This window comes from Micromonospora sp. NBC_01655 (assembly GCF_026339755.1).
GTDB lineage: Bacteria > Actinomycetota > Actinomycetes > Mycobacteriales > Micromonosporaceae > Micromonospora.
Map to the genome: position 1 here is coordinate 1,558,880 of NZ_JAPEQF010000001.1, position 14,968 is coordinate 1,573,847.

Below are 14,968 nucleotides of genomic sequence, written 5' to 3' on the forward strand. Positions count from 1 at the left end.
TTTCGACTTCTCTATGCATACGTAGTATGCAATTCTTCCCTGTGTCAATGCGACTCCCGTCAGTGATGACGCCTCACAGAGGAGGATCCGTTGCATCGAACAGGAAGAAAGCGGGCCGGGCTGGCCCTGGCCCTCGGCCTGGTGCTCGCCGTGCCGCTGACCACCCCGGTCGGGGCCGCCCCGGCCACGTCCCCCGCCTCCGCCACCCCCGCCACCGGAGCCGCGCCGGCCGGCCGGGCCGCCGGCCGGCCGGCCACGGTCACGCTGGTCACCGGTGACCGGGTCACCGTCGCGGCCTCCGGCGCGGTGTCCGTCCGGCCCGGAGCCGGCCGCGACGACCTGCGCTTCCTGGTCCAGCGAAACCGGGGCCACCTCACCGTGCTGCCCCAGGACGCGCTGCCACTGCTCCGGTCGGGCCAGGTGGACCGGCGGCTCTTCGACGTCACCGGGCTGGTCGAGGCCGGCTACGACGACGCCCACCGGGACAGCCTGCCGCTGTTGGTCTCGTACCGGTCGGGTCAGGCCCGCCGGGCCGTCGCCGGCATCGCCGGCACCCGGGTGACCCGCGACCTGCCGGCGATCGGCGGCGCGGCGGTGACGGCCGAGAAGGCTCGCGCCGGCGCGGTGTGGGGCGCGGTGACCGCCGGCCGGGCGTCCGCCCGGGTCGACACGGCGGGGGGTGTCGACCGGCTCTGGCTGGACGGCCGGCGCAAGGTGACCCTCGACCACAGCGTGCCCCAGATCGGTGCGCCCGCCGCCCACGCGGCCGGCCTCACCGGCAAGGGCGTCACCGTCGCGGTGCTGGACACCGGCGTCGACCCCGACCACCCCGACTTCGCCGGCCGGCTCGCCGAGTCGCGCAACTTCAGCGAGGCGCCCGAGCCGGGCGACACGGTCGGCCACGGCACCCACGTCGCCTCGATCATCGCGGGCAGCGGCGCCGCCTCCGGCGGGAAGTACCGGGGGGTGGCCCCGGACGCCACGCTGCTCTCCGGCAAGGTCTGCGAGAGCCTCGGCTGCACCGAGTCGGCGATTCTCGCCGGCATGCAGTGGGCGGCGGCGGAGAAGCACGCCACCGTGGTCAACCTGAGCCTCGGTGGAATGGACACCCCCGACGTGGATCCGCTGGAGCAGGCGGTGCAGACCCTCACCGCGCAGACCGGCACCCTCTTCGTCATCGCCGCCGGCAACGACGGCTCCGACGGCTCGGTCGGCTCCCCGGCCAGCGCGGACGCCGCCCTGGCGGTCGGCGCGGTCGACCGCGCCGACGAACTGGCCAACTTCTCCAGCCGGGGCCCCCGAGTCGGCGACGACGCCCTCAAGCCGGACCTCACCGCCCCCGGCGTGGAGATCGTCGCGGCTCGGGCGGCCGGCAGCGACCTCGGCGAGCCGGTCGGCGAGAACTACATGACGCTCTCCGGCACCTCGATGGCCACCCCGCACGTCGCCGGCTCGGCGGCACTGCTCGCCCAGCGGCACCCCGACTGGCAGGCCGGCGCGCTCAAGTCGACCCTGATGGCCTCGGCCAAGCCGCATCCCGGGCAGACCGCCTACCAGCAGGGCGCGGGCCGGGTCGACGTGGCCCGGGCGATCGGCCAGCAGGTCACCAGCGAGCCGGCGAGCGTGTCCTTCGGCCGGGCCGAGTGGCCGCACGGCGACGACACCGCGATCGCCCGCACGGTGACCTGGCGCAACTCCGGGTCCGCACCGGTCACCCTCGACCTCACGGTCGAGGCCACCGGGCCGGACGGCGAGCCGGCCCCGGCCGGTGTGTTCCGGCTCGGCGCGTCCCAGGTCACCGTGCCGGCCGGCGGCCAGGTGCAGGCCACCGTCACCGCCGACACCCGGGTGCAGGGCGCGGACGGCTACTACACCGGCCGGGTCGTCGCCCGGTCCGGCGCGACGGTGGCGGTCACCCCGATCGCGGTGCACCGCGAGGTGGAGAGCTACGACGTCACCGTCAGCCACGTCGGCCGGGACGGCAGGCCCACCACCGAGTACGGCACCGCCCTGGTCGCCCTGGACGCCTTCGACTTCCCCACGGACGTCTACGACGCCGACGGCACGGCGACCGTGCGCGTCCCGAAGGGGCGGTACGGGCTGGCCAGCTTCCTGTTCGCCACCGACGCGAACGGCGAGCCCACCGGGGCCACCCTGCTCGCCCGGCCCGAGCTGGTCGTCGACCGGGCGCTCCGGCTCACCCTCGACGCCCGCACCGCGAAGCCGGTGCTGAACACGGTGCCGCAGCGCGGCGCGACCCCGCGGCTGGTGGACGTCAGCGCGGTCTTCTTCGCAGAGGACACGAGCGCGTACTCGTTCGGCCTGTGGAGCTTCGGCTTCGAAGGGCTGACCAGCGGGCAGGTCGGCGCGCCGAGCACGCCGGAGAAGTTCGTCGCCACGATCGGCAGCCAGTGGGCCGACCGGGAGGCGGCCAGCAGCCCCTACCTGTACGCGCTGCTGGAGGCGTTCCCCGGCCGGATGCCGACCGGCTTCGTCAAGCACTACCGCAGCCGGGACCTGGCCACCGTCGTGCACACCTTCCGGGACGCCTACCCGGGGCTGGAGGCCGAGCGGATGGTCATGGGCGAGGTGGAGTACAACACGGGCGGCTCCGCCCTGATCCTGCGCACCGCGACGCCCGGCCGCCGGGTCGAGCACTACAGCACCAACCATGTGCGGTGGAGCAGCGAGTTGGACTTCGGCACCCGCGACCCCGAGGGCTGGCTGGAGACGCAGGCGGTGCTGCTCTCGCCGGTGACGGCGTACCGGGCCGGCCGGACGCACCACGAGACCTGGGGCGTCGCCCCCTACGCGCCGTCCTTCCCGGCGCGGCGCTGGCCGTCGGACGGGATCACCCGCACGGGTGACGTCGTCGTGGTCGACCTGCCCATGCACAGCGACGCCCACGGGCACGCCGGCGGGTCGCTCAACGACCCCCAGTGGACCAGGCTGTACCGCGAGGGCAAGCTGGTCGGGGAGAGCGAATACCCGGGGTACGGGGAGTTCAGGGTGCCGGCGGGCGCGGCGAACTACCGGCTGGAGACCTCGGCGAAGCGCGGCTTCACCGACCTGAGCACCGAGGTCACCAGCGCCTGGACGTTCCGGTCCCGGCACGTCCCCGGCGACGACTTCGCGGCGCTGCCGGCGATGGCGGTGCGCTTCGACCCGGCGCTGCGCGACGACAACAGCGCCCCCGCCGGGCGGTCCTTCACCGTTCCGGTGCGGGTGGAGCGGCAGGCCGGAGCCCCGGCGGCCAAGGTCGCCGCGCTGACCGTCGACGCCTCCTACGACGGCGGGAAGACCTGGCACGAGGCGGAGCTGCGCCGCCAGGGCTCCGGCTGGGCGGCCACGCTCAGACACCCGGCCGGCGCCGGTCACGTCTCGCTGCGAGCCGCCGCGAAGGACACCGCCGGAAACACGGTGACCACGCGGATCATCCAGGCGTACCGGCTGCGCTGAACCGGTGTCCGGGCCCGGCGGCACCTCCCGCCGGGCCCGGACCCGTGTTGTCCTCCGTCGGCGGTGCCGTCGCCTGGCCTCGGTGACCCGGAGGCCGGGCCGCGCGGCACCGCCGACGGTCGTCAGTCGTTGGCGTGCAGGGCGGCGTTCAGCTCGATGCCCCGGCCGGTGCGGGGGCGGGCCTCCAGCGCGCCGGTGACCGAGTTGCGCCAGAACAGCAGGCCGTCGACGCCGGACAGGTCGCGGGCCTTGACCACCCGACCGTCCGGGAGGGCGATCTTCGAGGCGGCGGTGACGTAGCAGCCGGCCTCGACAACACAGTCGTCGCCGAGGGAGATGCCGACTCCGGCGTTCGCACCGATCAGGCTGCGCTCGCCGATGCTGATCTTCTCGGTGCCGCCGCCGGACAGCGTGCCCATGATCGACGCGCCGCCGCCGACGTCGGAGCCGTCGCCGACCAGCACGCCCTGCACGATGCGCCCCTCGACCATCGAGGTGCCGAGCGTGCCGGCGTTGAAGTTGACGAAGCCCTCGTGCATCACGGTGGTGCCGGCGGCGAGGTGGGCGCCGAGCCGGACCCGGTCCGCGTCGGCGATCCGCACCCCCGAGGGAACCACGTAGTCGGTCATCCGGGGGAACTTGTCCACCCCGTACACGCTCAGGTGGCGGCCGGCGGCCCGCTCGATCACCCGCAGCTCGTCGACCCGCTCCGGCGGGCACGGCCCGGCCGACGTCCAGGCCACGTTCGCCAGCTTGCCGAAGATGCCGTCGAGGTTCAGCTCGTTGGGCCGCACCAGGCGGTGGGAGAGCAGGTGCAACCTCAGGTACGCGTCGGCGGCATCCTTGATCGGCTCGTCCAGCGACCCGAGCACCGTGACCACCTGGGCGGTACGCAGGCCGGGCAGCGCCCGCTCGCCGACCGCCCCCGGCGGCAGGTCGAGCACGTCCGCCTCATCCTCGCCGGGGACCAGCGGCAGCTCGCCGAGCCCCAGCTTGCCCGTCGGGTACCAGGTGTCGAGCACCTGCTCGTCAGCGGTGATGGTGGCCAGGCCGATGCCCCACGCAGGCTGTGCAGTCGTCACGCCTGTGAAGGTACCGTGCGAACCATGGAGAACCCGCTGACCCCCGAGGTCCTCGCCGATCCGGTGGCGTTGACCCGTGCCCTGGTCGACATAGAGTCCGTCTCTCTCAACGAGAAGGCGATCGCCGACTGCGTCGAGCAGGTGCTGCGCGGGGTGCCGCACCTGACCACGTTCCGGCACGGCAACACCGTCATGGCGCGTACCGACCTGGGGAGAGCCTCCCGCGTGGTGCTCGCGGGGCACCTGGACACCGTCCCGCTGAACAACAACTTCCCGTCGACCATGCGCGGCGACCTGATGTACGGCTGCGGCACCTCGGACATGAAGTCCGGGGTGGCGTACGCGCTGCACCTGGCGGTGACCCTGCCCGAGCCGAAGTACGACGTGACGTACTTCTTCTACGAGGCCGAGGAGATCGAGTCGAAGTACAACGGCCTCTTCCTGGTCGCCGAGGCGTACCCGGAGTGGCTCCAGGCGGACTTCGCGGTGCTGCTGGAGCCGACGTACGGGATCGTGGAGGCCGGCTGCCAGGGCACCATGCGGGCGGTGGTGACCACCACCGGCGTCCGGGCCCACTCGGCGCGCTCCTGGCACGGGGTGAACGCCATCCACGCCGCCGGCGAGGTGCTGCGCCGCCTGTCCGGGTACGAGGCGCGGCGGGTCACCATCGACGGCTGTGACTACCGAGAGGGTATGAACGCGGTCCGGATCAGCGGCGGGGTCGCCGGCAACGTGGTGCCGGACCACTGCGAGATCGAGGTGAACTACCGGTTCGCGCCGGACCGGACGCCGGCCGAGGCCGAGGCGCACCTGCTTGAGGTCTTCGCGGGCTTCGAGCTGCGGGTGACCGATGCGGCGGCCGGGGCGGTGCCCGGGCTGGACGCGCCCCCGGCGAAGGAGTTCCTGGCAGCGGTCGGCGCCGCGCCGATCGGCAAGCTGGGCTGGACGGACGTGGCCCGCTTCGCCGCGATGGGCATCCCGGCGCTGAACTTCGGCCCGGGGGATCCCAACCTGGCCCACCACCCGGACGAGCACGTCGAGATCAGCAAGATCCGCGACGGGGCGGCCACCCTGCACCGCTGGCTCACCCCCGCCTGAGCCCGCAGTTCCCGCGCCGACCGGCCCGGCCCCCGTCTGGGCCTGGAAGCCTGGGCCGGGGCCTGGCTGGGGGCCTGGTCTGGCCGGGGTCTGGCCGGGGGCATGGTCTGGCCGGGGGCATGGTCTGGCCGGGGGCATGGTCTGGCCGGGGGCCTGGTCTGGCTGGGGGCCTGGTCTGGCCGGGCGGCCTGCCGCACCGTGGTCCGGTGGGCGGGCCGCCCGGCCGGCAGCCGTACAGCCGGTCAGGCGGTCGGGGACAGGGACGACTCGGGGCGGGTGTCGGTCGGGTCGGCGGTGAGGTCGGTGGCGATGGCTTCCATCTGCCGGGCGCGGCGGCGCTCGGCCACCACGTCCCGGATCCGTCGCTGCATCTGCCGACGGATCCGGATCATCTCGCTGTTACTGATCACGCTGGCTCCTCCCCCGAAGGCGCGTGCCGGGGCATACCCGGTATGTGAATAGTAAGACGTACGTGCGACCGAATTAGTTGCCCCGGTGGTGGAAAATTTCTCCGCCCCACCGTTGTCGTCCGTCGCCTGGTGCGGGCACCGCACCCTGCGGGTGCCCCTCCACTACGGTTGCTCCCATGAGCGACAGCAACGGACGAGGTCCGGGCCGCGAGCGGGGGCGGGAACGGCACCGGGGCGCCGTCACGCTGCGCCGCCAGGCCATCCCGACGAGCACCGCCGACCAGCGGCTGCTGGACTCCCGGGGCCGCGGCGACTGGAAGACCAAGGACGCCTGGCGGGCCCTGCGCATCCTGTCGGAGTTCGTCGAGGGCTTCGACACCCTGGCCGACCTGCCGCCGGCGGTCAGCGTCTTCGGCTCGGCCCGGAGCAAGCCGGACAGCCCGGAGTGCCGGCTGGCCGAGGAGGTGGGCGCCGCCCTGGCCGGGGCCGGGTATGCGGTGATCACCGGCGGCGGACCGGGCGTGATGGAGGCGGCCAACCGGGGCGCCAGCGAGGCCGGCGGGCTCTCCGTCGGGCTCGGCATCGAGCTGCCGTTCGAGCAGGGACTCAACGACTGGGTCGACCTGGCCATCGACTTCCGGTACTTCTTCGCCCGCAAGACCATGTTCGTCAAGTACGCCCAGGCGTTCGTGGTGCTGCCCGGCGGCTTCGGCACGATGGACGAGCTGTTCGAGGCGTTGACCCTGGTGCAGACCGGCAAGGTCACCCGGTTCCCGGTGGTGCTGATGGGGGTGGCCTACTGGCGCGGTCTGCTCGACTGGCTGCGCGACACGATGGCCGTCGAGGGCAAGATCGGGCCGGTCGACCTGGAGCTGATCTGCCTCACCGACGACGTCGACGCGGCGGTCCGGCACATCGTGGAGGCCGAGGCCGTGCTCTCCGCCGAGCAGGAGGCGGTCCGCGAGGAGGCCGTCGCTCGGACCGCGGCGGACCAGCAGGCCGCCGCCGAGCAGGGCCGGGAGGGCTGATCCGGTGGCGGCGATCTGCGTGTTCTGCGCGTCGTCCCGTACCCTCGACCGGCGCTGGCTGGACCTGGCCGCCGAGGCGGGCGCGGAGATTGCCCGCCGTGGCCACACGCTGGTCAGCGGCGGCGGTTGCGTCGGGATGATGGGCGCGGTGGCGGACGGGGCCCGGTCCGCCGGCGGGACCACCCTGGGGGTGATCCCGCAGTCCCTGGTCGACCTGGAGGTGGCCGACCTCTCCTCGGACGAGCTGGTGATCACCGGCAGCATGGCCGACCGCAAGACCGTCATGATCGACAAGTCGGACGCGTTCCTCACCCTGCCCGGTGGACTGGGCACCCTGGACGAGCTGTTCGAGGTCTGGACCACGGCCACCCTCGCCCTGCACACCAAGCCGATGGTGCTGGTCGACGCGGACGGCTTCTACCGTCCCCTGGTCGACTGGCTGGCCGACCTCGCCGACCGCAACTTCCTCAAGCCGGCCGGCCTGGGCCTGCTCACGGTCGTCGACAGCATCCCCGCCGCCCTGGACGCCCTGACCCCCCACCTCACCTAAGCCCACCCCACCCGGGCAGGGCGGAGGTGAGGGTGGGGAGGGGAGTGGGGTGTCGTAGGGGCGTGGTGGGATGGGGGGATGCAGGCGTACCGGCTGGTGCGTCGGCCTGTCGAGGCGGCCCGGGGGGACCGCCGGTCCGGTGGGGCGGCGCGGGGGGACGGTCGGCCCGAGGGAGCGACCGGGCGGGAACGCCGGGCCGGAGGGCCGGGCGGCGATGACGCGCAGGCTGGGGAGGGCAGCGGGGGCGATGGCACGCACGCCGATCAGCCTGCCGGCCCTCTGACGTACGCCGAGCAGCCGCCCGCCGAGGAGCCGCCTGCGGGGCGGGGCGAGGGGGCGGAGCCCGCCGAAGTAGCGGAGCCGGCCGAGGAGTCTGGGCGGGCGGAGGAGCCGGACCAGGCCGGGGAGGCTGGGCGGGCCGAAAGGGCCGGGCAGGGCCAGCGGTGGCGGGACGACCCGGTGCAGGCCGAGGTCGTGGCGCACACCGGCGGGCCGATGCTCGTCGTCGGCGGGCCGGGTACCGGGAAGACCAGCACGCTGGTCGAGGCGGTCTCCGCGCGGGTGGCCGAGGGCGTCGACCCCGAGCGGGTCCTGGTGCTCACCTTCGGCCGCCGGCAGGCCACCGACCTGCGCCGCCGGATCGAGGCCCGGGTGGCCGGCGACGGGCACCGGGTGCTGCGCGAGCCGCTGGTGCGTACCTTCCCGGCGTACGCGTATGGGCTGCTGCGCCGGGCCGCCGCCGAGCGGGGCGAGCCGTCCCCGCGGCTGCTCACCGGCCCCGAACAGGATCTGATCATCCGGGAGCTGCTCGACGTGGTCGGCGAGGAGCCCGACGACGACCCGGTCGGCTGGCCGGAGGACCTGCGGCCCGCCCTGCGTACCCGGGCGTTCGCGGCCCAGCTCCGCGACCTGCTGATGCGGGCCGCGGAGCGCGGGGTGGGCCCGGTCGAGCTGGCCCGGCTGGGGGAGCGGCTGGGCCGCGCGGACTGGCCGGCCGCCGCCCGCTTCCTCCGCGAGTACGTCGCCGTGCTCGCCCTGCGCGACGTCAGCAACCGTGGCTCGATCGCGTACGACCCGGCGGAGCTGGTCCGGGCCGCCACCGGACTGCTGCTCGACGACCCGGAGCTGCTGGAGGCCGAGCGCCGCCGCCTCGCCCACGTGTACGTCGACGAGCTGGCCGACACCGATCCGGCCCAACTCGACCTGCTCGCCGTGGTCGCCGGCGGGGGCAAGTCCCTCGTCGCCTTCGCCGACCCGGACTCCGCCACGTACGCCTTCCGAGGCACCGACCCGGCCGGGGTGAGCGCCTTCCCACACCGGTTCCGCACCGTCTCCGGGGCGCCGGCCGCGCAGGTCGTGCTGAGCACGTCGTACCGGGCCGGTGCGGGGCTGCTCGCCGCCACCCGGCGGCTCACCGGCCGGCTGCGCGGCCCGGCGGCCCATCGCCGGCTGCACCCGCAGCCCGCCGCCCCGGCCGGCGCGGTCGAGGTGCGTACCTTCCGCTCGGCCACCAGTGAGGCCGCCTGGCTGGCTCAGGCCCTGCGCGCGGCGCACCTGCTCGGCGGCGTGCCCTGGTCGGCGATGGCGGTGCTGGTCCGCTCGACCGCCCGGCAGCTTCCGGTGCTGCGCCGGGCGCTGCACACCGCCGGGGTGCCGACCGTGGTGCACGGCGAGGATCTGCCGCTGCACCTGCAACCGGCGGTGGCCCCGCTGCTGCTCCTGCTGCGTTGCGCGCTGGAGCCGGAGCGGCTGGACGAGGAGGCGGCGGTGGCGCTGCTGCACTCGCCGCTGGGTGGTGCCGACCCGCTGGCCGAGCGGCGGCTGCGCCAGGGGCTGCGCGCCCTCGCCCTGGCCGGCGGGGACCGCCGCCCATCCGGCGAGCTGATCGTCGACGCGCTGCGCGACCCGGAGGAGCTGGCCGCCATCGATCGGCGCTGGGCGGAGCCGGCGCAGGCGGTGGCCGGTCTGCTCGCCATCGCCCGGGAAGCGGCCGAGCGGCCCGGGGCGACCGCCGAGGACGTGCTCTGGGCGGCCTGGGACGCCAGCGGCCTGGCCGAGCGCTGGGCCGGGGCGATCACCCGGGGGCAGGCGGCGACCGGTGAGCACGAGACCGCGCGGCGCTGGCGGGCCGAGGCCGCCGACCGGGACCTGGACGCCGTGCTGGTGCTCTTCGACGCGGTGGCCCGGTTCGCCGACCGGCTGCCCGGCGCCCGTACCGAGGTCTTCCTCGACCACGTGCTCGGCCAGGACCTGCCGGCGGACACCCTGGCCGCGACGGCCGACCGGGGCGAGGCCGTCCGGCTGCTCACCGCGCACGCCGCCAAGGGGCTGGAGTGGGACCTGGTGGCGGTCGCCGGGGTGCAGGAGGGCGTCTGGCCGGACCTGCGGCTGCGCGGCAGCCTGCTCGGCTCCGAGCGGCTGGTCGACGTGCTCGCCGGCCGCGACCAGGGCGACGGCGGGCGGGCGGTCCTGATCGGGCAGACCTCCGCCCTGCTGGACGAGGAGCGCCGGCTCTTCCACGTGGCGGTGACCCGGGCCCGCCGTCGGCTGCTGGTCAGCGCGGTCGCTTCGGCCGCGGTCGGCGGCGACGACCACGAGGAGCAGCCCAGCCGGTTCCTGTACGAGCTGGACCCGACCGAGTCACCCGGCCCGGACGACGGCGGCCCGGGCCCCGCCGATCCGACCGATGACCCCACTGACGGCCAGGCGGGCGGTCCCGGTGGCTCGGAGGCCGGTGGGCCGGGGGGCGGGGGAGAGCACCGGCCCGTCACCCTGCCGGTGGCCGGGGCGCCCCGGGCGCTGACCCTGCCGGCGCTGGTCGCGGAGCTGCGTACCGCCGTGGCCGATCCGGCGGCGCCGCACCACCGGCGGCGCGCGGCGGCGGCCGAGCTGGCCCGGCTGGCCGCCGCCGGAGTGCCCGGCGCGCACCCGGACGACTGGTGGGGGCTGCGCGGCCTCTCCGACGACCGGCCGCTGGTCGACGAGGGGCAGCCGGTGAAGGTCAGCCCGTCGGCGATGGAGAGCGCCCTGCGGTGCAGCCTGCGCTGGTTGCTGGAGCGGCACGGCGGCAGCGGCCCGGCCAGCGCCGCACAGGGGGTGGGCAACCTGGTGCACGCCGCCGCGATGCTCGCCGAGGACGCCAGCGCGGACCGTTCCGCGCTGCTGGAGTACGTGGCCGCCCGGTTCGACGCGATCGAGCTGGCCGCCCGGTGGATGGTCGGCCCGGAGCGGGAGCGGGCCGAGGCCATGGTGGACAAGCTGCTGCGCTGGCTGGCCGGCAACCCGCGCCGGCTGCTCGCCATCGAGCACGAGTTCGCGGTCCGGCTCGACGACCCGCACCGGCCAATCGAGCTGACCGGCCGGGTGGACCGGCTGGAGGTGGACGACGCCGGCCGGCTGGTGGTGGTCGACCTGAAGACCGGCAAGTCCACTGCCGTCACCGAGCACGAGATCGGCGAGCATCCGCAGCTCGGGGCGTACCAGGCGGCGGTGGAGGCGGGGGCGTTCCCGGAGTTCGGCGACGAGTCCGGGGGCGCGGCCCTGGTCCAGCTCGGCACCGGCGCCAAGGACGCCAGGGAACAGAGCCAGCCGGCGGCGGGGCAGGGGCCGGAGGCCGGCTGGGCGACGGCGCTGGTGCGGCGCACCGCCGATACGATGGCCGCCGCCACCTTCGCCGCGGTCGCCAACTCGAAGTGCCGGGTCTGCCCGGTGCGTACGAGCTGCCCGGTGTCCGGGCAGGGGCGCCAGGTCGTCGAGCCGCAGTCGGGAACTGAGAAGGTGCCGTGAGCGCGAGGAGTGAGCTTGCGAGCCCCGCAGTCGGGAACTGAGAAGGTGCCGTGACCCAGCCCGCCCTGTTCAGCGCCGCGACCCCGGCGCCCCGGGCCGCCGACTCCGGCCCCCGGTACACGCCGGTCGAGCTGGCGAAGCTGCTCCGGCTGCCCGCGCCCACCCGGGAGCAGGCGGCGATCATCGCCGCGCCGGTCGAGCCGCTGCTGGTGGTCGCGGGCGCCGGCTCCGGCAAGACCGAGACGATGGCCGCCCGGGTGGTCTGGCTGGTCGCCAACGCCTACGTCCGGCCGGAGCAGATCCTCGGGCTGACCTTCACCCGCAAGGCGGCCGGTGAGCTGGGCCACCGGGTGCGTACCCGGCTCGACCAGTTGGTGCGCCGGGTCGGGCGGCGGGGCCGGGACCCGCTCGACGACCCGTTCGCGGGCGAGCCGACCGTGTCCACCTACCACTCGTACGCCGGGCGGATCGTCACCGAGCACGGGCTGCGCGCCGGGTACGAGCCGTCCACCCGGCTGCTCACCGAGGCGTCCCGCTGGCAGCTCGTCGACCTGCTGGTGCGCAACTACGACGGCGACATGACCGGCGTCGACCGGATGCCCAGCACCATCACCGACGCCGTGCTGGCCCTGGCCGGCGAGCTGGACGAGCACCTGGTCGACCCGGACGCCCTGGCCGCCTGGACGGGCCGGTTCTTCGCCGACGTGCAGTCCCGCCCCGGCCGGGTCTACGCCGACGTGCGGAAGTCCCTCGCCCTCCAGCAGACCCGGCTGAAGCTGCTGCCGCTGGTCCGCGCGTACGCCCGGCGCAAGGAGGACTTCGAGGCGATGGACTTCGCCGACCAGCTCGCCCGGGCGGCCCGGGTGGCCCGGGACCACCCGGCGGTCGGCGCGATCGAGCGGGACCGCTACCGGGTGGTGCTGCTCGACGAGTACCAGGACACCAGCCACGCGCAGGTGGTGCTGCTCAACGCCCTGTTCGGCGGCGGACACCCGGTGACCGCCGTCGGCGACCCCTGCCAGTCCATCTACGGCTGGCGGGGGGCCAGCGCCGGCACCCTGGACCGCTTCCCCGCCGAGTTCGCCCGCCCCGACGGCACGCCGGCGGCGGTGCTCGGTCTCACCACGAGCTGGCGCAACCGGCCGGAGATCCTCGGTGTGGCGAACGCCCTGGCCACCCCGCTGCGGGCGGCCGGCGCCCGGGTGCCGGAGCTGCGCGCCGCGCTGAGCGTCGCCGACCCGATCCCGCACCGCACGCCGGGTGGCCTGGCCGCCGGCACCGTGCACTGCGCGCTCCTGCCGACGTACGCCGACGAGGCGGACTGGATCGCCGACAGCGTGCTGGCCGCCTGGCGCGGGGCGGCCCGGATGCCGGCAGCGCTGCCCGAGCACATCCCGGTACCGCACCGGCCCACCACCGCCGTGCTGGTCCGGCTGCGCAGCCAGATCCCGGCGCTCTCGACCGCGCTGCGGGCCCGGGGGCTGCCGGTGGAGGTGGTGGGGCTGGGCGGGCTGCTGGACACCCCCGAGGTGCGGGACGTGGTGTGCACCCTGCGGGTGCTGGCCGACCCGACCGACGGGGCGGCGTTGCTGCGGCTGCTCACCGGGGCGCGCTGGCGGATCGGGCCGCGTGACCTGGTGGCCCTGCACCGTCGGGCCCGGGCGATCGCCGCCGGCCGCCGCCGGCTCGCCGCCGACGAGGGGCCGGAGATCGCCGTCGACCTGCTCGACGAGGCCACGCTGGTGGAGGCGCTGGCGGACCTGGGGCCCGCCCAGGCGTACTCGGACCAGGGCTACACCCGGCTGCGCGCGTACGGCGAGGAACTGGCCCTGCTCCGCTACCGGCTGGACCAGACGCTGCCGGAGCTGATCGCGGACGTCGAACGGACCATCGGCCTGGACGTGGAGGTGGCGGTCCGGGCCGGCCGGGACGGCACCGGCGACGCCGGCCTCGCCCGGGGCCACCTGGACGCCCTCGGCGACGTGGCGGCCCGGTTCAGTGGGGAGTCCCCGGCGGCCACCCTGTCGGGGTTCCTGGCCTACCTCACCGCGGCCGAGGACGAGGAGCGCGGCCTGGCCCCGGGCGAGGTGGAGGTGGTCTCCGGCGCGGTGCAGATCCTCACCGCGCACGCCGCGAAGGGCCTGGAGTGGGACGTGGTCGCGGTCGCCGGCCTGAGCCGGGGCGGCTGGCCGGGGCCGGTGCGCAACTCCGACCACTGGCTCGGTGGGCTGGGGGTGCTGCCGTTCCCGCTGCGCGGGGACGCCGACGGGCTGCCGGAGCTGGGTCTGGCCGGGGCGGCCGACCAGCGGGCGGTGGCCCGGGCGCTGGCCGACTTCACCGACGCCTGGCGGGCGCACGACGAGCGGGAGGAGCGCCGGCTGGCGTACGTGGCGGTGACCCGCCCCCGGCGGCTGCTGCTCTGCTCCGGCTACTGGTGGGGCGAGGGGACGAAGCGCCCCCGCGGGCCGTCGGTGTTCCTGCGCGAGGTGCACGACGCGTGCCTGGACGGCGGTGCCGGGCACCTGGTCGACCGCTGGGCCCCCGAGCCGGCCGGCGACGCCACCAACCCCACCACGGAGGTGGTGTTGCGCGCCGAGTGGCCGGCGGACCCGCTGGGCGGGCGCCGCCCGGCGCTGGCCGAGGCCGCCGCGCTGGTTCGCCGCTTCCTCGCCGAGGAACACCCGACTCCCGCCCCCGGGGCGGCCGAGGTCGAGGATCCGGAGGTGGCGCGCTGGCGGCGGGAGGCCGACCTGCTGCTCGCCGAGCGGGCCGAGCTGGCCGCCGGGGCGGGGGCGGTGGAGGTGGCCCTGCCGGGCCAGCTCTCGGTCACCCAGCTCGTGGCGCTGCGCCGCGATCCGGAGGAGCTCGCCCGCGCCCTGCGCCGCCCGATGCCCGCCGAGCCGAACCCGTACGCCCGGCGGGGCACCGCGTTCCACACCTGGCTGGAGCGGCGCTTCGGCGCGGACCGGCTGCTCGACGTCGACGAGCTGCCGGGCGCGGCCGACGCCGACGCCGCGCCCGACGAGGCGCTGGCCGAACTCCAGGCGCGCTTCCTGGCCGGGGAGTGGGCCGACCGGGTGCCGGCGGAGGTGGAGGTGCCGTTCGCCACGGTGATCGCCGGGGTGGTGGTGCGGGGCCGGATGGACGCCGTCTTCGCCCGGCCCGGCGGCGGGTACGACGTGGTCGACTGGAAGACCGGCCGGCAGCCCGTCGGCGCGGCGGCCGAGGCGGCGGCGGTGCAGCTCGCCGTCTACCGGCTGGCCTGGGCCGAGCTGGCCGGGGTGCCGGTCGACCGGGTCGGCGCGGCCTTCCACTACGTGCGGGACGGGGCGACGGTCCGCCCGGCAGACCTGCTCGACGCCGACGGGCTCACCGCGTTGATCGCGGGCGTGCCGGAGGCGCCGCCCGTCGCCAGCCGGCCGGGACGATGAAAAATTCCGGCCGTGAGGGTCCCGCGGGCCGAATCCGTGATACCGTAGCCGGGTTGCAGTTTTGGTTACCAGAGACTCTGTGTGCGCCTGGCGGATTGTGGCCCCAGGCGCTCTTTGTTGTGTC

General features: G+C 75.6%; 8 protein-coding genes. 6 read left to right on the top strand and 2 right to left on the bottom strand.

The features are described from left to right. The first annotated feature begins 90 nt into the window (after positions 1-90). Complete coding sequence (locus tag OOK41_RS07415; RefSeq protein WP_266263513.1) at positions 91-3,459, top strand: S8 family serine peptidase; 3,369 nt, start codon at positions 91-93, stop codon at positions 3,457-3,459. A 122-nt stretch (positions 3,460-3,581) separates the two neighbouring features. Here the strand turns inward: OOK41_RS07415 and dapD are convergent, their stop codons facing one another. Continuing rightward, positions 3,582-4,541 (bottom strand): 2,3,4,5-tetrahydropyridine-2,6-dicarboxylate N-succinyltransferase, encoded by a 960-nt coding sequence (dapD, locus tag OOK41_RS07420; RefSeq protein WP_117665269.1) that lies wholly within the window; start codon positions 4,539-4,541, stop codon positions 3,582-3,584. A 24-nt stretch (positions 4,542-4,565) separates the two neighbouring features. On the opposite strand from dapD, the gene dapE reads away from it, so the two are divergent. After that, entirely contained in the window at positions 4,566-5,639 is a 1,074-nt protein-coding gene (gene dapE, locus OOK41_RS07425; protein ID WP_266263514.1) for a succinyl-diaminopimelate desuccinylase, read from the top strand. 242 nt (positions 5,640-5,881) lie between these two features. Here the strand turns inward: dapE and OOK41_RS07430 are convergent, their stop codons facing one another. After that, a complete protein-coding gene (locus OOK41_RS07430; protein WP_266263515.1) occupies positions 5,882-6,049 on the bottom strand; it encodes a hypothetical protein in 168 nt (55 codons plus the stop codon). 176 nt (positions 6,050-6,225) lie between these two features. Between OOK41_RS07430 and OOK41_RS07435 the strand changes: the two genes are divergently transcribed. From OOK41_RS07435 to OOK41_RS07450, 4 genes are all read left to right on the top strand, one after another. Beyond that, positions 6,226-7,077, top strand: a complete 852-nt coding sequence (locus OOK41_RS07435) for a TIGR00730 family Rossman fold protein (RefSeq protein WP_266263517.1) — start codon at positions 6,226-6,228, stop codon at positions 7,075-7,077. A gap of 4 nt (positions 7,078-7,081) precedes the next feature. Further along, positions 7,082-7,627: a TIGR00730 family Rossman fold protein gene (locus OOK41_RS07440; protein ID WP_117665272.1), complete on the top strand. Its 546-nt coding sequence runs from the start codon at positions 7,082-7,084 to the stop codon at positions 7,625-7,627. A gap of 78 nt (positions 7,628-7,705) precedes the next feature. Next, a complete protein-coding gene (locus tag OOK41_RS07445; protein WP_266263520.1) occupies positions 7,706-11,413 on the top strand; it encodes a PD-(D/E)XK nuclease family protein in 3,708 nt (1,235 codons plus the stop codon). Between the two features lie 50 nt (positions 11,414-11,463). Next, entirely contained in the window at positions 11,464-14,844 is a 3,381-nt protein-coding gene (locus tag OOK41_RS07450; protein WP_266263522.1) for an ATP-dependent DNA helicase, read from the top strand. The last annotated feature ends 124 nt before the right edge of the window (positions 14,845-14,968 follow it).

Bases quoted from the DNA above. Each gene is read 5' to 3' on its own strand.
- dapE (WP_266263514.1), top strand. From the start codon at position 4,566: ATGGAGAACCCGCTGACCCCCGAGGTCCTCGCCGATCCGGTGGCGTTG.
- OOK41_RS07435 (WP_266263517.1), top strand. From the start codon at position 6,226: ATGAGCGACAGCAACGGACGAGGTCCGGGCCGCGAGCGGGGGCGGGAA.
- OOK41_RS07445 (WP_266263520.1), top strand. From the start codon at position 7,706: ATGCAGGCGTACCGGCTGGTGCGTCGGCCTGTCGAGGCGGCCCGGGGG.